20 protein-coding genes are annotated in these 25,657 nt (G+C 65.9%); 5 read left to right on the top strand and 15 right to left on the bottom strand.

The genetic code is table 11. The features are described from left to right. Window positions 1–161 precede the first annotated feature (161 nt). The 4 genes from ACW7G1_RS13700 (at window position 162) to ACW7G1_RS13685 (ending at window position 6,900) form a co-directional block, all read left to right on the top strand. Window positions 162–1,223, top strand: a complete 1,062-nt coding sequence (locus tag ACW7G1_RS13700; protein WP_456980306.1) for an efflux RND transporter periplasmic adaptor subunit — start codon at window positions 162–164, stop codon at window positions 1,221–1,223. Next, a complete protein-coding gene (locus tag ACW7G1_RS13695) occupies window positions 1,220–4,345 on the top strand; it encodes an efflux RND transporter permease subunit (protein WP_456980305.1) in 3,126 nt (1,041 codons plus the stop codon). Before ACW7G1_RS13700 ends, ACW7G1_RS13695 begins: the two co-directional genes overlap by 4 nt. A 184-nt stretch (window positions 4,346–4,529) precedes the next feature. Further along, on the top strand, window positions 4,530–6,047 hold the full coding sequence (locus ACW7G1_RS13690; protein WP_456980304.1) for an alanine/glycine:cation symporter family protein: 1,518 nt from the start codon (window positions 4,530–4,532) through the stop codon (window positions 6,045–6,047). Then, entirely contained in the window at window positions 6,037–6,900 is an 864-nt protein-coding gene (locus ACW7G1_RS13685; RefSeq protein WP_456980303.1) for a TrmH family RNA methyltransferase, read from the top strand. The genes ACW7G1_RS13690 and ACW7G1_RS13685 overlap by 11 nt, the downstream gene beginning before the upstream one ends. Here ACW7G1_RS13685 and ACW7G1_RS13680 read toward each other — a convergent pair. From ACW7G1_RS13680 to ACW7G1_RS13645, 8 genes are all read right to left on the bottom strand, one after another. Beyond that, window positions 6,897–7,685, bottom strand: a complete 789-nt coding sequence (locus ACW7G1_RS13680) for a sensor histidine kinase (RefSeq protein ID WP_456980302.1) — start codon at window positions 7,683–7,685, stop codon at window positions 6,897–6,899. The genes ACW7G1_RS13685 and ACW7G1_RS13680 overlap by 4 nt on opposite strands. A 17-nt stretch (window positions 7,686–7,702) precedes the next feature. After that, on the bottom strand, window positions 7,703–8,863 hold the full coding sequence (locus ACW7G1_RS13675; protein WP_456980301.1) for a methyl-accepting chemotaxis protein: 1,161 nt from the start codon (window positions 8,861–8,863) through the stop codon (window positions 7,703–7,705). A gap of 120 nt (window positions 8,864–8,983) precedes the next feature. Continuing rightward, complete coding sequence (locus ACW7G1_RS13670; protein ID WP_456980300.1) at window positions 8,984–10,024, bottom strand: protein-glutamate methylesterase/protein-glutamine glutaminase; 1,041 nt, start codon at window positions 10,022–10,024, stop codon at window positions 8,984–8,986. Beyond that, window positions 10,024–10,650 carry a chemoreceptor glutamine deamidase CheD gene (gene cheD, locus ACW7G1_RS13665; protein WP_456980299.1) on the bottom strand — a complete coding sequence of 209 codons (627 nt, stop codon included), beginning with the start codon at window positions 10,648–10,650 and terminating at the stop codon, window positions 10,024–10,026. Before cheD ends, ACW7G1_RS13670 begins: the two co-directional genes overlap by 1 nt. Continuing rightward, window positions 10,647–11,531, bottom strand: coding sequence for a CheR family methyltransferase (locus tag ACW7G1_RS13660; RefSeq protein ID WP_456980298.1), 885 nt, complete (start codon window positions 11,529–11,531; stop codon window positions 10,647–10,649). The genes cheD and ACW7G1_RS13660 overlap by 4 nt, the downstream gene beginning before the upstream one ends. Beyond that, window positions 11,524–13,872: a methyl-accepting chemotaxis protein gene (locus tag ACW7G1_RS13655; protein ID WP_456980297.1), complete on the bottom strand. Its 2,349-nt coding sequence runs from the start codon at window positions 13,870–13,872 to the stop codon at window positions 11,524–11,526. Before ACW7G1_RS13655 ends, ACW7G1_RS13660 begins: the two co-directional genes overlap by 8 nt. Before the next feature lie 243 nt (window positions 13,873–14,115). Continuing rightward, the gene (locus ACW7G1_RS13650; RefSeq protein WP_456980296.1) at window positions 14,116–16,413 is read right to left on the bottom strand and encodes a methyl-accepting chemotaxis protein; all 2,298 of its coding nucleotides are present in this window, start codon (window positions 16,411–16,413) and stop codon (window positions 14,116–14,118) included. 239 nt (window positions 16,414–16,652) lie between these two features. Beyond that, a complete protein-coding gene (locus ACW7G1_RS13645; RefSeq protein ID WP_456980295.1) occupies window positions 16,653–19,337 on the bottom strand; it encodes a methyl-accepting chemotaxis protein in 2,685 nt (894 codons plus the stop codon). 194 nt (window positions 19,338–19,531) lie between these two features. Between ACW7G1_RS13645 and ACW7G1_RS13640 the strand changes: the two genes are divergently transcribed. Beyond that, window positions 19,532–19,837: an energy transducer TonB gene (locus ACW7G1_RS13640; RefSeq protein ID WP_456980294.1), complete on the top strand. Its 306-nt coding sequence runs from the start codon at window positions 19,532–19,534 to the stop codon at window positions 19,835–19,837. A 109-nt stretch (window positions 19,838–19,946) separates the two neighbouring features. Here ACW7G1_RS13640 and ACW7G1_RS13635 read toward each other — a convergent pair whose 3' ends face one another. From ACW7G1_RS13635 to motD, 7 genes are all read right to left on the bottom strand, one after another. Further along, the gene (locus ACW7G1_RS13635; RefSeq protein WP_456980293.1) at window positions 19,947–20,483 is read right to left on the bottom strand and encodes a chemotaxis protein CheW; all 537 of its coding nucleotides are present in this window, start codon (window positions 20,481–20,483) and stop codon (window positions 19,947–19,949) included. 54 nt (window positions 20,484–20,537) lie between these two features. Beyond that, window positions 20,538–22,553, bottom strand: coding sequence for a chemotaxis protein CheA (locus ACW7G1_RS13630; RefSeq protein WP_456980292.1), 2,016 nt, complete (start codon window positions 22,551–22,553; stop codon window positions 20,538–20,540). Between the two features lie 4 nt (window positions 22,554–22,557). Further along, complete coding sequence (locus tag ACW7G1_RS13625; protein WP_456960786.1) at window positions 22,558–22,923, bottom strand: response regulator; 366 nt, start codon at window positions 22,921–22,923, stop codon at window positions 22,558–22,560. After that, window positions 22,920–23,237, bottom strand: a complete 318-nt coding sequence (locus ACW7G1_RS13620; RefSeq protein WP_456980291.1) for an STAS domain-containing protein — start codon at window positions 23,235–23,237, stop codon at window positions 22,920–22,922. Before ACW7G1_RS13620 ends, ACW7G1_RS13625 begins: the two co-directional genes overlap by 4 nt. A 73-nt stretch (window positions 23,238–23,310) precedes the next feature. After that, a complete protein-coding gene (locus ACW7G1_RS13615) occupies window positions 23,311–23,919 on the bottom strand; it encodes a chemotaxis protein CheW (protein WP_456980290.1) in 609 nt (202 codons plus the stop codon). Beyond that, window positions 23,916–24,686 (bottom strand): ParA family protein, encoded by a 771-nt coding sequence (locus tag ACW7G1_RS13610; RefSeq protein ID WP_456980289.1) that lies wholly within the window; start codon window positions 24,684–24,686, stop codon window positions 23,916–23,918. Before ACW7G1_RS13610 ends, ACW7G1_RS13615 begins: the two co-directional genes overlap by 4 nt. A 1-nt stretch (window position 24,687) precedes the next feature. Then, window positions 24,688–25,656 (bottom strand): flagellar motor protein MotD, encoded by a 969-nt coding sequence (motD, locus tag ACW7G1_RS13605; RefSeq protein WP_456980288.1) that lies wholly within the window; start codon window positions 25,654–25,656, stop codon window positions 24,688–24,690. Between the last annotated feature and the right edge of the window lies 1 nt (window position 25,657).

The following is a 25,657-nucleotide window of genomic DNA, read 5'->3' as shown; positions in this document are numbered from 1 at the left end:
CGGTTGCTCCAGCAAAACACAGGGTTCCACAGCATGCCGTGACGGCCCGGTGGTCAGCTGGCCAACCTATGGCCCACGCGGACGCCACATGGCTCCAGATAGACTCACCGGAGTTGCGCTTGCAACCCCCCATCCGTTTTACCGAGCGACCCGGACACAGCATGCGAATCCCCACCCGACCAGGCGCAGTTTGCGCGATTTTGATTGCCTTGGCGTTGTCCGCCTGTAGCCAGGAGGCCGTCCAGGCGACCGCAGCCAGCGGCACCCCTGTGACGACGCAAACGCTCCAGCTGCAGCCCTGGAACGACACCCTGCGTGCGCTGGGGACGGTCAAGGCGCGCGAGTCGGTGATCATTACCGCGAAGGTCAGCGAGACGGTGGAGAAAGTTCACTTTGACAGCGGCGACCAGATCAAGGCCGGCATGCCCCTGGTGACCCTGAGCGGGCGTCAGCAACAGGCGGCGCTTGTGCAGGCCCAAGCCACTGCCCACGAGGCCGATAGCCTGTACCAGCGGATGGTCGGGTTGGACAAGCAACAGCTGATCGCGCGTTCATCGCTGGACAGTCAGCGTGCAACCCGCGATGCCGCCAATGGGCAGGTGGCTCAGATCCGGGCACAACTGTCGGACCGGGTGATCCGGGCGCCATTCGCAGGCACCCTGGGCTTGCGCCAGGTCAGTCCGGGCGCGCTGGTTACTCCCGGCACGCCGATCGCGACCCTGGACGATACCCGGCAGGTCTATGTCGACTTCCCGGTGCCGGAGACCGCATTGGGTCACCTGGCGACAGGCCAGGCGCTGACGGCCGACAGCGCGTCCTGGCCTGGGCAGGCGTTTACCGGCGTCGTCGGCACGATTGATTCGCGGATCGACCCGGTGACCCGGTCGGTGGTGGTTCGCGGCGAGTTTGCCAATGACGAGCGCAAGTTGATTCCCGGCATGTTGATGCAGGTCATCTTGATCCGGCCCGAGCGCGAGGCGCTGCTGGTGCCGGAGATTTCGATCGTCCAGGTGGGCAGTAGCTCGTTTGTCTACCGGGTCCGGGCGGACAACACGGTGGAACGGGCCGACGTGATGATCGGCAGCCGGGGCAAGGGCGTGGCCGAGGTCGTCAGCGGCCTGCAACCCGGTGACACGGTGGTGGTCGATGGCACCGGCAAACTGCGCGATGGCTCGACGATCACGACCGAGCCAGCCGCAGACAAGGTGGCACCGGACGCATGAACCTCTCCGAGCTGTGCATCCGCCGTCCGGTGTTTGCCACCGTGATGAGCCTGTTGTTGATGGTGCTGGGAATCATGGCGTTCTCGCGCCTGACCCTGCGTGAGTTGCCCGCCATCGATCCGCCGGTGGTGTCGGTGGATGTCAATTACCCGGGCGCTTCCGCGGCCGTTGTCGAGACCCGGGTCACCCAGGTGCTCGAGGACGCGTTGTCGGGCATCGAGGGCGTGGAGATGATCCAGTCACGCAGCGTCAACGGACGCTCGGCGGTGACCCTGGAGTTCACCCTGGAACGCGATATCGAGGCGGCAGCGAATGACGTGCGCGACGCCATCAGTGGTGTCGCGGACCGGCTGCCCGACGAAGCCGATGCACCCGAGGTGGAGAAGGCCGATAGCGATTCAGACACGGTCATCTGGCTGAACATGAGCGCGACCGGCATGGACACGCTACAGCTGTCGGATTACGCCGACCGCTACATCGCCGACCGCCTGTCCAGCCTTGATGGCGTCGCCCAGGTCCGGATCGGCGGGCGTCAGCGTTATGCGATGCGGATCTGGGTGGACAGTGCCGCAATGGCCGCGCGCGGGGTTACCGCGCGCGACGTTGAAACGGCGCTGCGGGCCGAAAACGTGGAGCTGCCGGCCGGCCGGATCGAGTCCGAGAATCGGGACTTCACCCTGCGTGTGGCCCGCCAGTACGAGAACCCTGCCGACTTCGCCCAGATCCCGATCAAGCAAGGTGAGGGTGGCTACGTGGTGCGCATTGGTGATGTCGCCAAGGTCGAGCTCGCCTCGGCCGAGCGTCGCGCCTATTACAAGAGCAACGGACAGCCGAACATCGGCCTGGGCATCGTCAAGACTTCCACGGCCAACGCGCTGGACGTCGCCCGCGCCGCCAAGGCGGCAGCCGTGGAGATCCAGACGACCCTGCCCGAAGGCATGCATATCTTCGTCGCCTATGACGACACCGTGTTCATCGACGAGTCGATCAAGCGGGTCTACTGGACGCTGATCGAGGCCATGGCACTGGTGCTGCTGGTGATCTGGTTGTTCCTGGGCAGTTTCCGGGCGGCGCTGATCCCGGCAGTGACCGTGCCGGTGTGTCTGGTCGCCGCCTTCATTCCGTTGTACCTGTTCGGCTACTCGATCAACTTATTGACCCTGCTCGCGCTGGTGCTGTCGATTGGATTGGTGGTGGACGATGCGATCGTGGTGCTGGAAAACATCCAGCGCCGCGCCGACCTTGGTGAGCCAAAGCTCGTCGCCGCGGTCCGTGGCACCCAACAGGTCCGGTTTGCGGTGATCGCCACCACCACGGTGCTGGTGGCCGTATTCCTGCCGGTCGGTTTCATGGAAGGCAATATCGGGCGCCTGTTTCGCGAACTGTCGGTCGCCTTGGCCGGTGCGGTTGCACTATCCGCCTTTGTCGCGTTGACCCTGACGCCGATGATGTCGTCGCGACTGGTACGCCCCCACAATCAGGAAAAATCCAACCGCCTGCACCGCTGGACCAACCGCAAGCTGGTCCAGGTGAGCAGTGGCTACCAGGGTTGGCTGGGGCGCCATCTTGGCAAGCCCTGGCTGGTGATGGCGCTGATGGCCGGCGCGCTGGTGCTGAGCTACGGCTTGATCCGCATCGTGCCATCGGAGCTGGCACCGGCAGAGGATCGCGGATCCTTCTTCGTCTCCATCACCGGCCCGGAAGGGGCAGGTTTTGACTACACGGTCAAGCAGGTCCAGCAGGTCGAGGAGATCATGGCGGCCCATTCCGGTGAAGACAACGCGATCCGCCGCTACAACACCCGTGCGCCGGGTGGTTGGGGTGCCACCGAGGAAATGCACACCGGCAACGTAATCGTGTTCCTGCAGGATTGGAACCAGCGCGAGCTCAGCACGGCTGAAGTCGCCGAATCGTTGCGGGCCGACCTGGACCAGCTGACTGGCGTGCGCGCGCAACCACGTGTAGGTGGCGGCCTGGTGGGCAGCCGCGGGCAACCGATCCAGATCGTGCTGGGTGGCCCGGAGTATGTCGAGATCGCCAAATGGCGCGACACCATGATGGAGCGCATGGAAGCCAACCCGGGACTGTTCTCGGTGGACTCGGACTACAAGGAAACCCGGCCCCAGATGCGGGTGCAGATCGACCGCCAGCGCGCGGCCGACCTGGGCGTGAGCGTGACCGACATCGGCCACGCGCTGGAGACCATGATGGGCAGCCGCCGGGTCACCACCTTCGTCCAGGACGGCGAGGAGTACGACGTCATCGTGCAGGCCGGTCGCGAAGGTCGCGCCTCGCCAGCGGACCTGTCTGCGATCCAGGTGCGCGGGACCAGTGGCGAGCTGGTGCCGTTGTCCAACCTGGTCACGCTGAGCGAGCTGGCCGAGGCGGGCAGCCTCAACCGCTTCAACCGCATGCGCGCGATCACCATCACCGCTGGCCTGGCGCCGGGGTACACGATGGGCGAGGCGCTGGAGTTCTTGCAAGGCGTGGTCAGCACCGAGCTGCCCGAGTACGCGCAGGTCGACTGGAAGGGTGAGTCCCGCGAGTACCAGAAGGCGGGCAGTGCGGTGGTGCTGACTTTCGCGCTGGCGCTGCTGGTGGTCTACCTGGTGTTGGCGGCGCAGTTCGAGAGTTTCATCCATCCGTTCGTGATCATGCTGACGGTCCCGCTGGCGGTGCTCGGGGCGCTGGTTGGCCTGGCCGCGACCGGGGGCACGCTCAACCTGTTCAGCCAGATCGGCATCGTGATGCTGATCGGGCTGGCGGCGAAGAACGGCATCCTGATCGTGGAGTTCGCCAACCAGTTGCGCGACGAGGGACGCAGCATCCAGCAGGCGATCATCGAGTCGGCCGGGGTACGGCTGCGGCCGATCCTGATGACCTCGATTGCGACCGCGGTGGGCGCGCTGCCATTGGTGATGGCCGGTGGGCCCGGCTCTGCCAGCCGCGCCACCATCGGGGTGGTGATCATTTTCGGCGTATCGCTGTCCACGTTGTTATCGCTGTTCGTGGTGCCGGCGTTCTATGTGTTGCTGGCGAAGTACACCCGCTCCCCGCACGCAGTATCGCGCGAGCTGGAACGGCTGGAAGCGGAGACGCCGGAGGTTGGCGGTCACGCTTGAGTTGCACGAGTGGTGATTGACCCGCCGGTTCGTGGCTGCGTTCGCGCAGCCCGGGCCGTCGCGGCAAGCCTGCGCGATGCCCATGCAGGACTTCCGGGGTGTTTCGCGAGAGTGAAATCCGGTTAAGGTGCGAGTCTTGTCGCCGGTTGGTCCCGGCGCACTCACGGCCAAGGGATACCGATACGTGGAAGCTCTGATCACCTCGCTCAACGACATCATCTGGAGCACGGCGCTGATCGCGCTGTGTCTTGGCCTGGGGCTGTATTTCTCGTTCCGCACCCGCTTCATGCAGGTGCGCGGTGTGCCGGAAATGATCCGGCTGATGCTTGACAACAAATCCTCGAATGCCGGCGTGTCCTCGTTCCAGGCACTGACAATGTCACTGGCCGGGCGCGTGGGCACCGGCAACATCGCCGGCGTCGCCACCGCGATCGCGTTTGGCGGGCCCGGCGCGGTGTTCTGGATGTGGGTGATGGCGTTCCTCGGCGCCTCGACCTCGTACATCGAGAGCACCCTGGCGCAGATCTACAAAGAGAAGGACCCGCAGGGGCGCTATCGCGGTGGACCGGCCTACTACATCGAAAAGGCGATGGGACAGAAGTGGTACGCGTGGCTGTTCGCCATGGTCACCATCATCGCCTGCGGCTTCCTGCTGCCGGTGGTGCAGGTCAATACCCTGGCCACTGGCATGGCGAACGCCTTCGGCGTGCCACCGCTGCTGATCGCCGGAGGTATCGCGGTGGCGCTGGCGTTGATCATCTTCGGCGGGGTCAAGCGCATCGCCACCTTCGCCGAGGTCGTGGTGCCGTTCATGGCGGTGGCCTACATCCTGGTCGCGGTCGTGATCATGGTGCTGAACCCAGAGAACGTGGTCGACATGTTCGCGCTGATCTTCGAGAGCGCATTCGGTATGCACGCCGGTTTCGGCGCGATGCTCGGTCTGGCGATCGAGTGGGGCGTCAAGCGCGGCATCTACTCCAACGAGGCCGGGCAGGGCACCGGCCCCCACGCCGCGGCGGCGGCCGAGGTCCAGCACCCGGCGCAGCAGGGCTACGTGCAGGCGTTCTCGGTCTACGTCGATACGCTGCTGGTGTGCAGCGCGACCGCGTTCATGATCCTCGGTACCGGTATGTACAACGTGGTTGATCCCAACGGTGGATTCCTGTTTCAGGGGCTGCAGGGCGCGGTTGCCGGGCCGGACTTCCCGCAGGCGGCGGTCGACAGCGTGTTCCCCGGTTGGGGCGCGGGCTTCGTGGCGGTGGCACTGCTGTTCTTCGTTTTCACCACGGTGGTGGCCTACTACTACATGGCCGAGACCAACGTCGCCTATATCAATCGCAAGGTGCACCGGCCGTGGCTGATCCTGCTGCTGAGGCTGACCATCCTGGGTGCGGTGTTCGTGGGTGTACTGCGCACCACCGGCGGCGCCTGGGCGCTGGGCGACATCGGCGTCGGCCTGATGGCGTGGCTCAACCTGATAGCGATCGTGATCCTGCAGAAACCGGCGTTGCTGGCGCTGCGCGATTACGAGCGGCAGAAGAAGGCCAAGGTGGTGAATTACGAGTTTGACCCAAGGGCGCTGGGAATCCGCAACGCCGTATTCTGGGAGCGTCGCGTCGATGGCCTGGAGGTCGTCGAGGCCGGGATGGACAACCGTGATGGCGAAGCAGACAGTGCACGGGAGCGGCCCGATGAGCGTTGATCCTTGGGCGCGCGGCGCGGCGCGTAGTGGCCGACGTGGTGCGCCATCAGGTGGCCAGCCGTCCGGATCGCCGCAGCAAGCCGACGCGCCGGCTTTTGACAAGCACGCGTCCGACAAGCAAGGCCGCGAGTTGCGCCTGTATGGACTGAACGCGGTACGCGCCGCCTTCGAGCGGCGTCCCGAAGCGATCCGCAAGGTGTACCTGGCCCAGTCGCGTATCCCGGTGCTGCAGCCGTTGCTGAAGTGGTGTTCCGCCAACCGCATCGGCTATCGGGTGGTGGAAGAGGACGACCTGCGCAAGCTGGCTGCCAGTTCCCACCACGAAGGGGTGATCGCTGACGTCCTGCGTGCCGAGCCGGAGCCATTGCCTGACTGGCTGGCCAGGTTGGCCGCCGGTCCGCAATGCGCGATCTGGCTCGATGGTGTCGGCAATCCGCACAACCTCGGCGCGATCCTGCGCTCGTGCGCGCACTTCGGCGCCGCAGCGGTGCTGTTTCCCCAGGAGTCGCCATTGGCATTGTCGGGCGCGGCCGCCCGGGTCGCCGAAGGCGGCGCCGAATCGGTATCGATGGTGCGTTTGCCGGGCAACACCGATGCGCTCACCCAACTGCGCGAGGCAGGCTTTACCGTTGCCGCGACCGTCGTCGACGGCGGTGACGACCTGTTTGCCACCGCGCTGCCGCAGCGCCTGGTGTATGTCCTCGGCGCGGAGAGCGCCGGGATGGATCGCCCGTTCGCCAGCACCTGTGACCAGCGCCTGTCGATTCCCGGCAGCGGCGCGGTGGAAAGCCTCAACGTCGCGGCCGCCACTGCCGTGTTGCTGGCGGCGTGGCGGCGCGCGCAAGGCAGTTAAATCGCGGTCGACCGGTGCATGGGAAAGCGTGCGGATAGACGGGTGCCGCGTCCGGACTGGCTGTTGATCTCCAGCGTGCCATCCAGTTGTTGCGCCCGCTCGCGCATCGTGATCATTCCCAGTCCGCGAGTTCTCGCGCGATCGAAGCCGCAGCCGTTGTCATGGATGGTGAGCAACAGCGAATGACCGTCGCATACCAGCGTCAGGCTTACCGCACTGGCGCCTGAGTGTCGCAAGGCATTGGTCAGCGCTTCCTGTGCGATCCGGAAGCAGGCGACCTCCACCGCCGGATCCGGGCGCCGAGGCAATGGCTCCAGCGCCAGCTCCAGTCGTGGACCCCCAGGACGAATCAACGCGCTGGCCTGCCAGCGCAAGGCCGACTCCAGCCCCAGCGCGTCCAGTTGTGGGGGGCGCAACAGCAACGAGATGTTCCGCAACTTGATCACGGTTGAATCGGCGATGTTGCCGATTTCGGCAATGGTCGCAGCGCGCTGCGACTTGTCCTCACCTTCCAGCGCCATCACGCTCAGCTTGATGGCGGTGATGTCCTGGCCGATATCATCGTGCAGCTCGCGCGACAACGTGCTGCGCTCGTCTTCTTGCAAGGTGATGATGCGTCGGGCCAGCGCCCGCAGTTCCTCGCGCTGCTGCCTCAGGCGACCTTCGATCGAGTGACGCCCGCCCGAGATCGGAAGCCAACCGCGATGGATGGCCAAGAGGGCCAGGCTGGCGCCGAACAACGCACTGGCGAAACCCAGTAGCAATTCCTGGATGAGACCGGTCATGCAGCCCAGTGTGTCACCTAGAACAATTCCACGCTGCCGGCATCCATGGTTTGCTGCATCACCGGCTTGTGCGGCGGCCGTTCCCACTCGCCGCGCATCTGTCCGACGCGGTGCATGAGCTGTTTGAGTGCGAGTTGGACATCGTTGTCGTTATGACTGCGATGCAACAGTCCTTGCAGATTGGCAGCCTCGCCATTGATTTGGTTCAATCGTTCCAGATGGGCCGTAGCCGCCGTCAAGGCCTGGGTGGCGATGTCCTCGAACTGCAAGGACCGCACCGCCTCGGCAACCGAGCTGTCGATGGCCTGGCCGCATTCGGCGATCTCGCGCATGCCATTGCCCAATCCGCGGTTCATGCCGTCCACGCGCTCCAGCATGCCGGCGGCCTCGGCGCGCGCGCCGCGTGAGCGATCCAGATCCCGGGAGGCCATCTGGCTGACGGTGTCACGGACCTTGGCGATGGCATCCTTGGAGCTGTGGGCCAGCTTGCGGATCTGCTCGTTGAACGTCGTGGAGCGCTCGGACAGATTGCGTACCTCGTCGGCGACCACGGCAAAGCCGCGTCCGGCCTCGCCTGCGCGAGCGGCTTCGATGGCCGCATTGAGCGCGAGCAAATTGGTCTGGTCAGCGATCGATTTGACGTCTTCAAGCAACGCGAAGATGCCGTCCAGGTGCTCGGCCATGGCGTCAATATGGGTCACGGTGTTGCCGCTCTGGCCGCTGACTTCTTCCAATGCCTCGACCAGCTGCTCCATCTTCTGGCTGGCCTGCAGGGCGAACTGGTGCACGTCCATGCCGCCCTCATCGCCGGTGCGGTCGATGATGCGGGTGACGATCTCACTTTGCTGGCGGGATTTCCGGTTGACGGCCTCGAAGCTGCCGCCCAGCTTGCCGACCGACTCGCGGATCAGCTCGCGGGTGCGTTCGATCTCCGTGTGTGAGCCACTCACCTCGGCACTGATGAATTTTCGCAGGTCCTCCAACAGGCGGGTCTGTTCGCGGACCAATGCTGGCGGGGTGCGCTCGCGCCGGGACCAGGCAAACACCAGCCAAGCGGCCGCAACGGCCACGGTGGCGCCCAGGCGTGCCGCGCTTGGCCAGTCAAGCAGTTGTGCGCACAACAGAAGAATTGTGAGTGCCAGCGGTGCGGCCAGACGGATAACTACACGGGAGTCCATTGCTGCTCTCTTTGCGGGGGGCGGTCACTACGGATAACGGCGGGAACGCGACAAGCTTTAACGGGCAGTGAGCGCATTCCCGCATCGTGCGGGGGATCTCATCAGGCCGGTAAATCGCGGTCAGCGTGCTTCGCCCCGGGCCAGCAGGCGGATCGCGACTTCGTTCAGCGGGGCGACCTGCTTTGCCGCGCCCAGGGCGACGGCAGCGCCCGGCATGCCCCACACGACGCTACTGGGCTGGTCCTGGGCAAGCGTATAGGCGCCGGCATCGCGCAAAGCCAGCAATCCGCGTGCGCCATCGCTGCCCATGCCGGTCAGCAAGGCGGCGCCAGCACCGGAGCCGACATGCCGCGCAACCGATTCAAACAGCACATCGACGCTGGGGCGATGCCCGTTCACCTGTTCGTCGTCGCTGGTGCCGCAGTGCCAGGTGGTGCCGCGTCGGTAGACACGCAGGTGGAGCCCGCCCGGGGCGATATAGGCATGGCCGCGCAGCAGCGGCTGGCTCGGCCCTGCATGCAGCACGGTCATCGCGCTGTGCTGGTTGAGGCGCTCGGCAAACGCCGCGCTGAAGGCCGCCGGGATGTGCTGCGCGATCACGACCGGCGGCGTGTCCGCCGGCAAGGCGGACAGCACGTCGAGAATCGCGTTGGTGCCGCCGGTGGATGCACCGATGGCGATCACGTGCAGGTTCGGATGTCGGTAGGCGGCGGCCGGCACGGCTTGGGCGGGCACGCTCACACGATGGCCGATGCGCGTCTTTGCCGCTTGGCGGACCTTCGCTCGCAGCTCCTCGCCGTAAGCCGACAGACCACCCACGACATCGGCCTGCGGCTTGGCGATGCAGTCCACCGCGCCGGCGGCAAGCGCGTCCAGGGTCACCGCCGCGCCTTTCGCGGTCAGCGTGGACACCATCACCACCGGCATCGGCCGCAGCCGCATCAGGTTGCCCAGGAAGGCCAGCCCGTCCATGCGCGGCATCTCGACGTCCAGGGTGAGCACATCGGGAGACAGGCGCTTGATCTTGGTGCGGGCGATGAACGGGTCGGCCGCTGTGCCGACCACCTCGATGAGGGGGTCGACCGACAGCAGGTCGCTCATCAGCCGGCGCATCAATGCGGAGTCGTCGATTACCAGCACCCGGACACGTTGCCCATCCATCAGAACAACTCGACGCTGCCGGCGACCGGCGCGCGGTTGAGGTCGCCGTAGTAGGCGCGCTCGGCGCGGACGATGTCGTCTTCGCGTGTCGACGGCAGGCGACGCACCAGGGTGCGGCCGGTCTGCACGAAGAAACACACCTTGCGCGGCTGGGTATCGCCCAGATCCTGCGCGACCACCGGGATGCGTTCGGCCACCAGGTACTGCAGCACGAAGCGTGCGTTGCGGGTGCCGATGGGGTCGTTCTGGAAGCCGCTGAGCACGTTGCCGCCGCCAAACACCTTGGCCAGCAGCCGCGACCGGCTGGCGCCGCGTTTGAGCAGGTCGTTGATCACCAGTTCCATTGCATGGGCGCCATAGCGGGCGCTCATGTCGCCGTCGGCAAGGTCGTTGCGGGTGTTGCCCGCCGCGCCGGGCAGCATGAAGTGGTTCATGCCGCCCACGCCGATCACCGGGTCATACAGGCAGGCCGCCACGCAGGATCCCAGCAGCGTGACCAGTGCCAATGGCTCGCTGCTGACCCGGTACTCGGCCGGCATCAATCGCACCGCGTGGGTCTGCAGGGCCTTGTCGTAATAGTGGCCCGGCTCGGTGACGGTGGCATTGCCGGGGTGGCGGCTGCTCATGGCGAGGGGGCCGTTCCGGTGGCCCTGTAGGTGGTGCGTCCGCACGGGGTGACTACGTCCAGTGCGTGGGTGAAGCTCTCGGAGTGGCCCGCGAACAGCACTCCGCCGGGAGCCAGCAACGGCGCGATGCGCGCCAGCACCTGGTACTGGGTGGGCTTGTCGAAATAGATCATCACGTTGCGGCAGAACACCGCCGACAACCCGCCGCGCAGCCGGTAGCTTTCATCCAGCAGATTGAGCGGACGGAAGCTCACCAGCGACTGCAGCTCCGGGCGTACCCGACACAGGCCCGCGTTGGGCCCGCTGCCGGCCTGGAAATAGGCTTGCCGCCGCTGCGATGACAATGCGTCGATGCGGTCGATCGAGTACCGCCCCAGTGCGGCGGTCTCCAGCACGCTGGTATCGATGTCGGTGGCCAAAATGCGCACTGGCGGGGCGAGGGTGGCGAACGCCTCGCAGGCGGCGATGGCGATGGAGTAGGGTTCCTCGCCGGTGGATGCGGCGCAGCACCAGATCGTCAGCGGCGCACGGCGGTCGGTGCGCATAGCGTGGGCGGCGAGCAGGTGCTCCGACAGCATGTCGAAATGGTGGGACTCGCGAAAGAACGACGTCAGGTTGGTCGTCAGCGCGTTGGTGAAGTGCTCCCACTCCTCGCTGCCGTCGCGCTCCAGTGCGTCCAGGTATTCGTCGAAGCGTTGCATGCCGCATGCGCGCACGCGCCGGGCCAGGCGGCTGTACACCATGTCGCGCTTGTGCGGACTGAGGTTGATGCCCGCGCGGACGTGGATCAACCGGGCGACGCGGCGGAAGTCGCGCTCGTCAAAGACGAACTCCCGCGTCGTCGCCGGGTCACGGGGTGCGGCCGCAACAGCCTCATGCATGTCGGGGTATCCGTCTGGTGGTTGGACCCGCCACAGCTGGCAGGGCGCCCAATGGGCGCTGCGTCCCGGCCTTCGGGTAGTCGGGACGCGGGGTGGTGGCCGTTGCGCCAGTGCTTTCACTGCCAAGACGGAATGCCGCCGCGGTCTGCACCAGATGACTGGATTGCTGTTCCAGGCTGCGCGCCGAGGCGGCGGCTTCCTCGACCAGCGCGGCATTCTGCTGGGTGCCCTCGTCGACCTGCATGATCATCTGGTTGATCAGGTCGATCCCGGTGGACTGTTCCTGCGATGCCAGGCTGATGTCGGCCACCAGTCCGGCCACCTGTTTCACGCTGCTGACGATGTCCTGCATGGTGCGACCGGCCTGCTCGACCAGTTGACTGCCGATGCCGACCTGCTCCACCGAATCGTCGATCAGGGTCCTGATCTCGCTGGCGGCCGTGGCGGAGCGCTGCGCGAGCGAGCGCACCTCGGAGGCGACCACAGCATAACCGCGACCCTGCTCGCCGGCTCGCGCGGCTTCCACCGCAGCATTGAGCGCCAGGATATTGGTCTGGAACGCAATGCCATCGATCACGCCGATGATGTCGACGATCCTGCGCGAGGACTCGCTGATCCCGCTCATGGTATGGACCACGCGGCCGACGACTTCGCCGCCCTGGCTGGCCACTTCCGCCGCGCTGATGGTCAACTGATTGGCCTGGCGGGCGTTGTCGGCGTTCTGGTGGACGGTGGACGTCAGCTCCTCCATCGAAGAGGTGGTCTCCTCCAGCGAGGCGGCCTGTTGTTCGGTGCGTTGGGACAGCTCCCGGTTGCCGACGGCGATCTGCGACGCGGCGGCATCGATGGCCTGGGCACCGGACTGGATCGCACCGACGGTCGCGGCGATCTGCTCGACGGTGCGGTTGGTGCTGGTCTTCATGTCACCGAACACGCCACGCAGGTCGGCATCGATACGCTGGCTCAGGTCGCCCTGCGCCAGCGCATGCAGCACCGATTGCATCGCATCCAGGCTGGTGCTGGTCGAAGCCAGCAGCCGGCCGATGCTTTCGGCCAGCAGAAGCAGGAAGTCCTGCTTGTTATCGGTGCGGATACGGCGGCTGAAGTCGCCGTCGGCAGCGGCCTGCAGCACCTCGGTGACTTCCGCCTGCATGGCCAGTTCGACGGTGCGGTCGCGCCATTCACTGACCACGCCGATCTGGGTGCCGGCGGCATCGCGTACCGGTGTGACGATGACATCCATCGTGTAGTCGCCAAGCTGGAGTCGGCGGGTCGACGCCTGCTGAAGCTGCAACAGTTGCGTGTGCGACTGGCCGGGATCCTGCAGCAGTGGCGTGATGTCGCTGCCGATCAGGCGTTGCGCATCGAAATCGGGCAGGGTGCGGCGGATTCCATCGGCAGCATTGCTCATCAATGTCTGGATGGCGCTGTTGGCATACACGATCACCAGTTCCCGGTTGGCAACCAGGATGTTGGTGTTGGCATAATCCAGCGCATTGCGGATACGGGTGTTGGCTTCGTTGCCGCGTTGCTGCTCCTGGACCTCGAAGCCGAGCCGGATCTGCATGGACTTGACGGCCTGCATCACCCGGCCGATCTCGTCATTGCGCGCGATCGGGATGACATCGGTGTAGTCGCCCGAACTGATATGGCGAAAATGCTCGATGGTCTGGTCCAGCCGGTCGACGACGTCGCGTGACAGCCACCAGGCGCTGTATATCCCGAACAGGCCGGCCAGCGAAGAGACGGCGTACAGAAGCCGGGCATCGGTGCCTGCGGTTGCCAGCCAGACCAGTGCCACGGCGAAGGCACTGATGCTGACGGCGGCCAACATCAGTCGCTGGCGCAGGGACAGCCGCCAAAGTGGATTGAAATCGCGCAGCCAATTGCGTGTCTCGATCGCGCCGACGTGGATCCGCAGTCCGTGCGCACGGCCGTGGCGGAATGCCGCGTAGTCACGCCCGGCGGAGGCGATGGCGGCACGGCTGGCCTTGCGTCGAACCGACATGTAGCCGGTGAGCTGCCCACGTTCGTATACCTGGGTGACATGCGCCTGCACCCAGTAGAAGTCGCCGTTCTTGCAGCGGTTCTTGATCACGCCGACCCAGGGGCGACCAGCCTTCAGCGTCTGCCAGAAGTTGGCGAACACCAGCGGGGGTGTCTCCGGGTGGCGCACGATGTTGTGCGCCTGACCGATCAACTCGGCCTCGCTGAAACCGCTGACCTGGATGAAGTCCTGGTTGACCGACAGCATCCGGCCCTTGGTGTCCGTGTAGGAAACCAGCGTGGCGTCGTTGTCGAGTTCGATTTCGACATCGGTAACAGGAAGGTTGTTGCGCATGGAGCTCCGGGCGATGCAGGCGTCGCGTTCACCGACTGGCTGGTGTGTGATGGGTGAAGGACGAGGGCGGGTCCCATGCTCCGGATAACGGCCGGTGCGGGCGTATCTTGAGTATCCGGGCGCGCGTCGACAGCCCCGGTCGCATCTGGATTGCATTGCCCATAGGAAAAAACAGCCGTGACCCAGGAGCCGACGGCTGTCTTTCGTGTGCGAATTCTGGCGCGCCTGTGGTTTCCGGCGCGATCAGAACTCCTGCCAGTGTTGGTCGTTCACCGCCGTTGCCGATGCGGTGCGCTGGCTCTGGCGGCGGGTGCCGGTGGTGGGCTTGCTGGTGGCCTTCCCGGTTGCCGCGTTGGCCGCCTTGACGCTGAAATCCGCCACCGGAAGGCTCGCCTTGGCGGTGTTTGCCGGTGCAGCGGACGCGACGCCGGTGCTGGCGGTGGTTGTGCCTGCCTCCAGCCGGAACGCGGCGACGGTCTGCACCAGTTGCTCGGATTGCTGCTCCAGCGACCGCGCGGCGGCGGTGGCTTCCTCGACCAGCGCGGCGTTCTGCTGGGTGCCTTCATCCATGTGGGTGATGACCTGGTTGACCTGTTCGATGCCGGTCGACTGTTCCTGCGAGGCGGCCGAGATATCGGCAATGATGTCGGTGACCCGCTTCACGCTGGTCACGATCTCCCCCATGGTCTTGCCGGCTTGGCCGACCAGGGCGCTGCCGTTCTCGACCTGCTCCACCGAGTCGTCGATCAAGGTCTTGATCTCCTTGGCCGCGGCCGCGGAGCGCTGGGCCAGCGAGCGGACTTCGGAGGCGACCACGGCAAAGCCTCGGCCCTGCTCGCCCGCGCGCGCGGCTTCCACCGCGGCGTTGAGCGCGAGGATGTTGGTCTGGAACGCGATGCCGTCGATGACGCTGATGATCTCGACGATCTTGCGCGAGGACTCGTTGATGCCGGTCATTGTCTCGACCACCCGGCCGACAACTTCGCCACCGACCTCGGCGACTTCGGCCGCGCCGATCGCCAGTTGGTTGGCCTGGCGGGCGTTGTCGGCGTTCTGGCGCACGGTGGAGGTGAGCTCTTCCATCGAGGAGGCGGTTTCCTCCAGCGACGCGGCCTGCTGCTCGGTACGGCGCGACAGGTCATCGTTGCCGGCGGCGATCTGGCTGGCGGCGGAGCTGATCGCGTCGCTGCCCTGACGGATCTGGCCGACGATTTCCGACAACTTCTCGACGGTGAGGTTGGCATCGGCGGCGAGGCGGCCGAAGTGTCCTGGCAGGGACTCGTCGGCGCGCTGGTTAAGCTCGCCCTCGGCGACGGCGAGCAGCAAGTTGCCGATCTCATTGAGGCCGCTATCGGCGCTGGCCATCAGCTCGTTGAGGCTCAGGATCATGTCGCGGTAGACGAACTCGAACCGGTCGGCATCGCCGCGTTGGCTGAAGTCGCCGGCGACGGCCGCGTCCACCAGCGTCTTGATCTCGGCGGTGACCGATTGCGTGCTGGCCTTGACCGCGGCCAGCGCGCGGGTCGTCTCGGCCTTCTGTCCAGGCAGTTCGGGAAAATCACGCGACAGGTCGCCCCGGGCGTACTCCGCAGCGAACCCGGATACCTCGTGGACCATGTCGATATGCGAGGCGACCAGGTCGTTGATCTGCGCAGCCATGTGCCCATAGGCACCGGGGAAGCTGTCCGCCGGGATCCGGTGGGCGATCTCACCGGCATCGTGCCGGCGGGCGATCTCGCCCTGGGCCTCGGCGAAGCTCTGCAGCTCGGCCTGCATGTCCTTCATGGATTTGCTCAGTTCGGTCAGCTCATCGTCGCCGGCCCCGTCGACCTGGTTGTCCAATCGGCCTTGGGCAATGCTCCGCGCGATCTGGGTGGCGCGGGTGATCGGCCGGATCAGGCTGAGGGTGACCTGCCAGGCGAGCAGCACACAGATCAACAGCACGATGGCGCCGATCACGCCCAGTTGCACCAGCGCGCTCTCGTAGGCCTGCGTGGCCTGGGCATGGGCAGACCGGGCTTGCTCGATCTGGCGTTCACCCGACTCGTTCAGCTTCGTACGCCATGCCCGCATCCCGCTGATGCCGGAGTTGAGCAGGGCGACTGCCTCGTCGTTGTGGCCCTCAACGGTCAGCCGTACGACTTCGTTGTTGACCGGGGCGATGGAGGCTCGCAGTTGCTGGATGTCAGCAAGGACCGCGAGCCCCTCCTGGGAGTTGGGCATGCCCTCGATGGTCGCGCGGTGCTCGTCATAGGTGGCACGCAGCTCCTGGAGTTCCCGGATGAGCGCCTGCTTTTGTGCGTCGTCCCGTTCGAAGACGATATCCCGCACCTGGATCGCCGTCCGGCTGGACAGCTCGATCATCCGGTTGATGTGCATGGTCTTGACGTAGCGGTCCAGCACGATGTTGTCGAGCTGATCCTTCATCGTTGCCATCTTCGATAACGAGAGCGCGCCAAAGCCGATGAAGAACAGCAGCAGCAGGGTGAAGGCGAACGTGAGACGGGTACCAATGCGGTAGCGCCTGAGCAAGTTGGTCATTGTGTGTCCTGTGGGGGGCAGGGGTGGATACGGAGTCTGGGAGGGCGACACGGGTGGAGCTGGTCGATCGTGGTCGTACTTCAAGGGTGCGACTGCCACATGCCGATAACGGCCGGGGATTCGGGAACATTTGCCTGCAGACGCGATTGCCGGGCGCTGCGATCTGCTTGGTTCAGGTTGAAAAAGCAAGAAGGCGCGCCGTCTCCGGCGCGCCTCTGGTTCTCCATGAGATCGAGAGCCTAGAATTCCTGCCAGTGCTGGTCGTTGCCGGCGGCGGCCTTCGGGTTGCTCCGCACCGGGCGGGGGTGTCCGGATGCGGCGGGCTGTTTGATGGGGGTGTTGACCGGAGTATTGGCGGCGGTGCCGGTCAGACCACTGACGCGGTCGATGGCCGCTACGTGTGTGCGGGTCTGCGCCTGGCCGGAATCGGCGTCCAGCCGGAATGCGGCGACGGTCTGCACCAACTGCTCGGACTGCTGCTCCAACGAGCGCGCGGCGGCAGTGGCTTCCTCGACCAACGCGGCGTTCTGCTGGGTGCCTTCGTCCATGTGGGTGATGACGTGGCTGACCTGCTCGATTCCGCTGCTCTGCTCCTGCGAGGCGGCGGAGATATCGGCAATGATGTCGGTGACCCGCTTCACGCTGGTCACGATCTCGCCCATGGTCTTGCCGGCCTGGCCGACCAGGGCGCTGCCGTTCTCGACTTTGCTGACGGAGTCGTCGATCAGGGTCTTGATCTCCTTGGCGGCGGCGGCGGAGCGCTGGGCCAGCGAGCGGACTTCGGAGGCGACCACGGCAAAGCCTCGGCCTTGCTCGCCAGCGCGCGCGGCTTCCACCGCGGCGTTGAGCGCGAGGATGTTGGTCTGGAACGCGATGCCGTCGATGACGCTGATGATCTCGACGATCTTGCGCGAGGACTCGTTGATGCCGGTCATGGTCTCGACCACCCGGCCGACAACTTCGCCACCGACCTCGGCGACTTCGGCCGCGCCGATCGCCAGCTGATTGGCTTGGCGGGCGTTGTCGGCGTTCTGGCGCACGGTGGAGGTGAGCTCCTCCATCGAGGAGGCGGTTTCCTCCAGGGAGGCGGCCTGCTGCTCGGTACGGCGCGACAGGTCATCGTTGCCGGCGGCGATTTCGCTGGCGGCGGAACTGATCGCGTCGCTGCCCTGGCGGATCTGGCCGACGATTTCAGACAGATGTCGCACGGTGTCGTTGGCGTCACTCGCCAAGCGACCAAACTGGCCCGGCATGTTGGTGTCCGCAAGTTGGGTAAGGTCGCCTTGGGCCATCTCGGCCAGCAGGGTACCGACTTCGCTGAGGCCACGATCGGAGCTGGCCATCAGCTCGTTGAGGCCCAGGATCATGTCGCGGTAAACGAACTCGAACTGCTCGGCGTTGCCACGCTGGCTGAAGTCGCCGGCCACTGCCGCGTCCACCAGCATCTTGATCTCGGCGGTGACCGCTTGCGTATTGACCTTGACCGCATCCACCGCGGCGGTGACTTCCGCCTTGGTGCCGGGGTAGCGCTCAATGTCGCCCGACAGGTCGCCGTGTGCATACGCGCCGACCATCTCGATGGTCTTGCGGGTCAGGTCGATGTGCGAGGCGACCAGTGTATTGATCTCTTCGGCCATCTCGCCGAATGCGCCCGGGAACGCCGCCGCGTCCAGGCGCTCGTCGATGTTGCCGGCCTGGTGGGCCTCATAGACGTCGCGCTGCGCGCCGGCGAACGTGCGCAGGCTGGTGACCGCGCGCTCCAGACTGCGGGCGATGTCGCGCAGCTCGTCCTGGCTGTCGACGCGGACACTCTGCGGGAATTCGCCGGCGGCGATGGATTCGGTGGCCTGCTGGATCTTGAACAATGAGTCACGCGTGCTGCGGCTGAACCCCAGGAACAGGTAGCCCGCGATCAGCAGCATCAGTGCCACCACCATCCAGGTGAGGTTGGCCGAGGTCGTCATGCGGGAGATCTGGGCGGCCGCGGCGGCGTCCAGCGAGTTGATCGATCCGACCATCGCGGCGGCCATCGCCAACTGGGTGGCATGCTCGCGTGCGGCCATGGTTTCCACTGGCAGCACGGGGGTGTCGGCATCCAGGATGTGGGTGGCGATGGCGTCGTTCTGCTTGCCCATCGCCTCCAGCGCGGCCTGGATGGGTTTGCCGGCGGTGGCGACCAGCGACGGCATGCGCTGCTCGGCATTTGCCAGCTCCAGTTCGATCCGGCTGCGCAGGAAGTCCTGCATGGTGCGCGACACGGCCAGGCCGGTGCGGTCGTCGACCCAGATCGCCCCTTCGCCCAGTACCCGCAATCCGACCACGCCCTGTTGCGAGGTGTATTCGGCCAGCGTCGGCAGCCACTCGCTGGCGGCACGGCCCATGTACAGCACGGTTGGCTCCTGGGAATGCGACAAGCCGGTGCGTTCCGCCACCAGTCCCATCAATAAACGCACCTGCTGGATCGTGGATTCGGTCACGTCGGCGCCGGCGTCACCGCTGTTGACGCTCGCCCATCCGTCCTGCGCCTGCTTGAAGGCGGTACGGACGTCGGCATCCTTCAGGGTCTGGCCGGCCCAGCGTGCGGCGGCATCCAGTTGGGTAGTCGCGGTGGCAGCGGTGCCGGCGATCTCCTGCGCGGGCACGTCCTGTTTGGCCGAGACCCGGGTGCTCATCTGGCGATGGGATTGCATGGCCAGCATCGAGCGCTGCAGGTGCGACAAGCCCTCCACGGCCGTGCGCTGCTGCTTCACTGCCTTGATGTCGATGTTGGTGCGCACGACCAGGATGCCGGCCAGCAGGCCGCAGGTCAGCATGAACGCAGCACCGATGACCAATGCCTTGTGGCCGAAGCGCAAGCGCGCCATGAGCTGCATGGCTGGGGCCAGGGCGCGGTCCAGCAAGGAGGGAGTGGGGCGAGTGGACATCGGAGACCTCGGGTAGTGAATCGTTTGATCGACCCCCGGGACAACGGCTGGCTGAACGAGAACTTTAGCGATCACTGGCAAATCCGCGTGGAGCTAAAGAAACCTCCGTGCTGGCCGATGTGTGGAAGTACAGCGGGAGCATGTGTTCCCGTCCCCACCCGATCCAATACGTCCCCACACTCAGGAGTCCTCCCATGCCCCGTTACCAGGTCCTTGTCATTGCCGCGCTGGCACTCGCGTTCGCCCTCCCGGCCCAAGCCTCTCTCAGCCCGATCAAGCGTGTGGAGCCGACCTATCCCGCCGAGGCGGCTCGCAACCGTACTGAAGGGTTTGTCGAAGTGGAGTTCACCGTGGGTGCCGACGGCAGCGTGGAGAGCGTCTCGGTCGTCAACGCGCGTCCGTCGCGCACGTTCGAGTCGGCCGCGGTGAGCGCGGTGAAGCAGTGGACGTTCGAGCCGGGTGGTGGTCGTGGCAAGGTGCGCCTGGACTTCACCCTCTGAAGGCCATCGCCTTATGCCCGCGCGCTTCGGCGCCGCACAAAAAACGCGCCGAATCCGGCGCGTTTTTTGTGCAATCCTGCAGTGAAACTTGCAGCTGACCGAAGATTGGCTACTGCAGTGCTGCAGCCTCTGCCACCAGGCCCATCTCGGTGCTGGTCATCAGGCGCTCGATATCCAGCAGGATCAACATGCGCTCGTCGAGCGTGCCGATGCCGGTCAGGAACTGGCGATCGATGGTCGCGCCCAGTTCGGGCACCGGGCGGATCTGGTCGCTGCCCAGGCGGATGACGTCCGAGACGCTGTCCACCACGATGCCGACGATGCGATCGGAGACATTGAGCACGATCATCACCGTCACCGCGGTGTAGTCGGCGTTGGCGAGGCGAAACTTCAGGCGCATGTCGATCACCGGCACGATCGTGCCGCGCAGGTTGACCACGCCCTTGATGTAGTCGGGCGCGTCGGGCAGACGGGTCACGGCGTCGTAGCCGCGGATCTCCTGCACCTTGAGGATGTCCACCCCGTACTCTTCCTCGCCCAGGGCGAAGGTGAGGAACTCGCTGTTGTCGGTGTCGGCATCCAGCCCCGGTTGGGTGTACGTGGCGCGCGGGGCAAGCAGGGTGCGGTTGGGCGTGGAGTCGGTCATGGGATGTGTCCTTGGTGCAATCCGCGGCGGCGGCAATGAATGGGGCGGGCAGGGTCAGGCGGCGACGGGCAACGGAGTGCCGGTCGCGATGCCGGCGGCGTCGATGATCAGCGCGACGCGGCCGTCGCCCAGGATGGTCGCGCCGGAGATGCCCGGGATCCGGCGGTAATTGGCTTCCAGGTTCTTCACCACCACCTGCTGCTGGCCGAGCAGTTCGTCCACTTCCAGTGCCAGGCGGCGGCCCCCGCTCTCCACGACCACCGCGATCGGTGCGGCGGTCGCATCGGCCGGTGGCAGCCGGTATTGCTGGCGCAGGTTGACCAGCGGCAGGTAATCGTCGCGCACATGCAGCACACGGGTGTCGCCGGCGATCGTGCGCACCTCGTGCGGCTGGGGCTGCAACGACTCGACCACCATGTTGAGCGGCAGGATGAACACCTCGTCACCGACCGCGACCGACATGCCGTCCAGGATCGCGAGGGTCAGTGGCAGCCGGATCGACACGGTGGTGCCGACGTGCTTTTCGCTGCGGATCTCAACCTGGCCACCCAGTGCCAGGATGTTGCTCTTGACCACGTCCATGCCGACGCCGCGCCCGGACAGGTCCGACAACGCATCGGCGGTGGAGAATCCGGGGTGGAAGACCAGGTCCCAGACCTGCGCATCGGTCGGATTTTCCGGCAGCGGCAGGTTGCGTTCGGCCGCCTTGCGCACAATGCGGTCGCGGTCCATGCCGCGGCCGTCGTCGCTGACCTCGATCAGGATGTGGCCACCCTGGTGGGCAGCGTTCATGGTGATGGTGCCGGTCTCGTCCTTGTTCGCGGCGCGGCGCTCGTCGGCGGACTCCAGGCCGTGATCGATCGCGTTGCGCATCAGGTGCACCAGCGGGTCGACGATCTTCTCGATCATGCCCTTGTCCAGCTCGGTGGCCTCGCCGAAGGTGCGCAGGCGGACCTTCTTGTCGAGCCGCGAGGCCAGGTCGCGGACCATGCGCGGGAAGCGGCTGAAGGCGAACTCCACCGGCAGCATGCGCACGCTCATCACTGCTTCCTGCAGGTCGCGGGTGTTGCGGTCTAGCTGGCCGAGCCCGGTCAGCAGGGTTTCGTTGGCCACCGGGTCCAGGTTTTCGGAGCGCTGGCGCAGCATCGCCTGGGTGATGACCAGTTCGCCGACCAGGTTGATCAGCGCATCGACCTTGGCCACGGCGACGCGGATGGAGGTGTCGGCGTCCGCATTGGCGGCGCGGGCGGCGCCCGGCGCGCTGGCGTTGGCAGGGGATTCGCCGTCGGACGACGCGGCGGCAATGCCGGGTGACGCCGTCTGCACCGACGTGCTGGCGGCGACGGCCTCGATCGACAGCGCGCATTGGTCGTCGACCCACGCAAACGCGTCGTCGATGGCGGCACGCGGCACGCTGCCCGGTAGCATCAAGTCCCAGGCCAGGTGCGCCTGGAACGGGTCGAGCAGATCGAACGCCGGCAACTGATCGTCCAGGCAGGTGGCGGTCAACTCGCCGTGGCTGCCCAGCTCACGCAGGATCCGCAGCGGGTCGTTGCCGGTCATGAACAACGAGGTTTCCGGGCGGAACCCGATGCGCCAGTGTTCGGGGTCGCCCATGTCGCCGGTCTTTCCCGCCGCGGCAATGGCCGGCGCAGCGCCCGCCTCGCTTGCCAGCAGTCGGTCCAGTCCGGAGCGCGCGCGACTCATGGCCTGCTGGTCGAGCTGTCCGCCGTGTTCGGCCACCGCGAGCAATCCCCGCAGTACATCCACCGCGTCCAGCAACGCATCGATGGCGACGTGGTCGAGATAGCGATGGCCAGAGCGGGTCTCATCCAGCAATGTTTCCAACAGGTGGGTCAGGTCGGTGACGTCACCGAAGCCGAACGTGGCCGCCCCCCCTTTGATCGAGTGCGCGGCGCGGAAGATGACGTTGATGGTGTCACCGTCGGCGAGGCCGGGCTCCAGATCCGGTTCCATCTGGGCTTCCAGGCGCAACAAACCCGCTTCCATGGCTTGCAGCCCTTCACGGCTTTCCTCAAAGAACGCGGCGTGGAATTGGGTGATGTCCATGGTGTCAGGCGAGAACCTTGCGAACCGTGGCGAGCAACTGCTCGGGATCGAACGGTTTGACCAGCCAGCCGGTGGCGCCGGCGGCGCGGCCTTCCTGCTTCTTGTCGCCACCCGACTCGGTGGTCAGCATCAACAGCGGGGTGAACTTGTAGCCGGGCAGCTGGCGCAGCTGGCGGATCAATTCGATCCCGTCCATGCGCGGCATGTTGACGTCGGTCACCACGGCGTCGAAGTGGGTGGTCCTGGCGATATCCAGTGCAGCCTGTCCGTCTTCCGCCTCGTGCACGGTGTAGCCGCCCGACGACAGGGCAAAGGCGACCATCTGCCGCATGGAAGTGGAATCATCGACGATCAGCAGCTTGGCGCTCATGCGGGATCTCCAGTGTTTTCAAGGTCGCCAGCCGTTCCAACCGGTGCACCGAGCCCCAGCATGTCGGTCAGCGCGAGCACGCGTGCCGCGTCCATCAGGGCAGGCGAGGCCAGGGTGATGGTGGTGCCGTGGCCGGCGTTCGCGCGGTCGCGGATGAAGGCATGCAACAACTGCAGGCCGGCGGTATGCACCCGCTCTACCCGGTCGCCAGTCAATGCCAGCATGCCGGCACGGTTGAGGAGCGGCGCGAGCGTCGCCCGCAACGCTTCGACGTGCTCGATACCCAGGTCGGGTTGTAACGATATTTCATTCATGGAATGGGCGGCCGTTGCAGTCAATGGCTGCAGTCAATGGCGTTAACGGCGCAGTGCGCGGGAACTTGAAGATTCATTCAAACAACGCGTTGGCATCCAGCAGAACCGTTGGGGCGCGGCCGACCCGGGCGACACCGAGTACCCCGCCAGGGTCGTTGCCCGGTAGCGGCGGCTCGATATGCTCGCGCGCCAGCGTCACCACGTCCTCCACCGCCGAGACCAGCACGCCGATCAGCTCGTCGTCGCGCTCGACCACGATGATGCGGACGTTCTCGTCGGTGGTGACTTCACCGGTACCCAGCCAGCGGGCTAGATCGAATACCGGCACGATGCGTCCACGCAGGTTCATGACGCCCAACATCGCGCGGGAGGTGCCGCGCATGGCAGTGATGGTGGCCATGCGTACCACTTCCTGCACCCGCAGCAGTTCAAACGCGTAGTGGTCGCTGCCCAGGGAGGCGCGCAGCCAGCGATGCCCGGCCTTGGTCGCCCGCAATGGCGGCGCTACCGTGTCCGATTGATGAGCCGGTGCTGGCGCCGGGCGGGCCGGAAGTCGTGCCGACTCCACCTCTGGCGCGGGCGCAAGTTGGAGGACGGGCACTGGTGCAGGCACGAGCCTGGTGGCCGCCTGGAGCGGTGCCAACAGCTCGTCCAGGTAACTGTCCACCATCTGTGAGCTCATGCGGCCTCCTGTTGCTGCGGTATTGCATCCAGCAACCAGTTCAGTGCCGAGCGGTACGCTTGCGCACCGCGGCCGCTGGGTGGCGTGGCCGCCGTCAGCCCCATGGCATCGCGCAGACGGGTATCCATTGGCACCGCCTTGGGCCAGACCAGCGCCTCGTAGCTGTCATGCAGTTGTTCCAGGATGCGTACCCCGGCGCGGGTACGCCGGTCATACAAGGTGGGCAGGATGTGCCGTGGCAACGGGCGTCGACGCGACCGCTCGACCATGTCCGCGGTGCGCAGCATGTCGGTCAGTCCGTGAAGCGCCAGCGGGTCGGTCTGCGTGGGCACCACCAACCGGTCGGCGGCGGCCAGTGCGTTGACCATCAGCAGCCCAAGCGTCGGTGGGCAGTCGAGCAGGACATGGTCATAGCCACCACGCGTGGCATGCAGCGCGCGCGCCAACGACAGGCCCAGGCCGGGCTGGGTGGCTCCACGGCGCTCCAAGGTCGCCAGTGCAGGCTGTGCCGCCACCAGCTGCAAGCCGTCGATCGGGGTACTACGGGCAAGGGTGGACAGCTCCACGCTCCGGCTGGAGAAAATGTCGTGGGTGCCCGGCGGCGTCGGGTCCGATGGCACCCCGAAAGCACGTGTCAGTGACGCATGCGGGTCCAGGTCGATCAGCAGTACCCGGTTGCCCTTCTCGGCCAGTCCACGTGCCAGGCACAGCGACGTGGTGGTCTTGCCCACCCCGCCTTTTTGATTGGCAATGGCCCAGATCTGCATGTCAGCCGGCTCCGGAGTTCGGGTTGGGGCGCGCGACCGTCGCCATCGTGGAATCAGGTGTTGCGCCGGCGGCTACTGCCGGCGCCAAGGGGGCTGTGATGGCATCCGGCCCCTGCGGCGAGGCCAGGATGACCAGCAGCACGCGGCGGTTGGCGTTACGGCCCTCACCCGTGGTGTTGTCGGCTACTGGCTGGTATTGACCGTAGCCGACCATGGCCAGTCGTGTCGCCTCCACGCCGGCATCGATCATCTCGTGCACCACACTACCGGCGCGCGCGGCCGACAATTCCCAGTTGGAAGGGAAGCGCGCGGTGGCGATCGGCACGTCGTCGGTGTATCCCTCCACCCGCACCGCGTTGGGTTCATCGCGCAGGACGTGGGCCAGCTTGCGGATGGTTTCCACCGCCAGCGGACTGGGTGTGGCGATGCCGCTGGCGAACAGGATGTCACTCTGGATCTCCACCTCCAGGAACATCGGCCCGCGACGCACGGTGACCAACTTCTCGCGCACCAGTTCCGACAGCGCGTCCTGGATACGCTGGCCGAGCAAGTGCAGGTCAGCCTGACGCCGGTTTTCGACCTCGGTCGTCGCCGCTGCGGCAGCCGCGGCCTGCCTGCTGCGCGCCTGCTGGCCGAAGTTTGGCATGTCCAGCACTTGCAACATCCGCGGTGAGTTGATCGGGGTGGCGGCGGCCGGACCGGCCTTGGAGGCAGCGGTCTGGATCGACGGACGGTCAAAAGAGGAGCCGCGCAACTGGGTCTCGCCAAGCTGGATCGGGCTGATGGTTCGCGGCGCGCCGCCGAAGGCGGAGGACAAGGAGTCCGCCAGGACCCGGTACTTGCCTTCATTAAGCGAGGAGATCGCGTACATCACCACGAAAAATGCCAACAGCAGCGTCAGCAAGTCGGCGTACGGGATTGCCCACGCCTCGTGGTTCTGATGTTCCTCATGCTGGTGTCGGCGTGCCATC

Source organism: Lysobacter sp. A378 (genome assembly GCF_054052125.1).
Note: the sequence above shows the minus strand (reverse complement) of the source record. Positions and strands in the feature narration are given on the sequence as shown.

Bases quoted from the DNA above. Each gene is read 5' to 3' on its own strand.
- ACW7G1_RS13700 (WP_456980306.1), top strand. From the start codon at position 162: ATGCGAATCCCCACCCGACCAGGCGCAGTTTGCGCGATTTTGATTGCC.
- ACW7G1_RS13695 (WP_456980305.1), top strand. From the start codon at position 1,220: ATGAACCTCTCCGAGCTGTGCATCCGCCGTCCGGTGTTTGCCACCGTG.
- ACW7G1_RS13685 (WP_456980303.1), top strand. From the start codon at position 6,037: ATGAGCGTTGATCCTTGGGCGCGCGGCGCGGCGCGTAGTGGCCGACGT.
- ACW7G1_RS13680 (WP_456980302.1), bottom strand. From the start codon at position 7,685: ATGACCGGTCTCATCCAGGAATTGCTACTGGGTTTCGCCAGTGCGTTG.
- ACW7G1_RS13675 (WP_456980301.1), bottom strand. From the start codon at position 8,863: ATGGACTCCCGTGTAGTTATCCGTCTGGCCGCACCGCTGGCACTCACA.
- ACW7G1_RS13670 (WP_456980300.1), bottom strand. From the start codon at position 10,024: ATGGATGGGCAACGTGTCCGGGTGCTGGTAATCGACGACTCCGCATTG.
- cheD (WP_456980299.1), bottom strand. From the start codon at position 10,650: ATGAGCAGCCGCCACCCCGGCAATGCCACCGTCACCGAGCCGGGCCAC.
- ACW7G1_RS13660 (WP_456980298.1), bottom strand. From the start codon at position 11,531: ATGCATGAGGCTGTTGCGGCCGCACCCCGTGACCCGGCGACGACGCGG.
- ACW7G1_RS13655 (WP_456980297.1), bottom strand. From the start codon at position 13,872: ATGCGCAACAACCTTCCTGTTACCGATGTCGAAATCGAACTCGACAAC.
- ACW7G1_RS13650 (WP_456980296.1), bottom strand. From the start codon at position 16,413: ATGACCAACTTGCTCAGGCGCTACCGCATTGGTACCCGTCTCACGTTC.
- ACW7G1_RS13645 (WP_456980295.1), bottom strand. From the start codon at position 19,337: ATGTCCACTCGCCCCACTCCCTCCTTGCTGGACCGCGCCCTGGCCCCA.
- ACW7G1_RS13640 (WP_456980294.1), top strand. From the start codon at position 19,532: ATGCCCCGTTACCAGGTCCTTGTCATTGCCGCGCTGGCACTCGCGTTC.
- ACW7G1_RS13635 (WP_456980293.1), bottom strand. From the start codon at position 20,483: ATGACCGACTCCACGCCCAACCGCACCCTGCTTGCCCCGCGCGCCACG.
- ACW7G1_RS13630 (WP_456980292.1), bottom strand. From the start codon at position 22,553: ATGGACATCACCCAATTCCACGCCGCGTTCTTTGAGGAAAGCCGTGAA.
- ACW7G1_RS13625 (WP_456960786.1), bottom strand. From the start codon at position 22,923: ATGAGCGCCAAGCTGCTGATCGTCGATGATTCCACTTCCATGCGGCAG.
- ACW7G1_RS13620 (WP_456980291.1), bottom strand. From the start codon at position 23,237: ATGAATGAAATATCGTTACAACCCGACCTGGGTATCGAGCACGTCGAA.
- ACW7G1_RS13615 (WP_456980290.1), bottom strand. From the start codon at position 23,919: ATGAGCTCACAGATGGTGGACAGTTACCTGGACGAGCTGTTGGCACCG.
- ACW7G1_RS13610 (WP_456980289.1), bottom strand. From the start codon at position 24,686: ATGCAGATCTGGGCCATTGCCAATCAAAAAGGCGGGGTGGGCAAGACC.
- motD (WP_456980288.1), bottom strand. From the start codon at position 25,656: ATGGCACGCCGACACCAGCATGAGGAACATCAGAACCACGAGGCGTGG.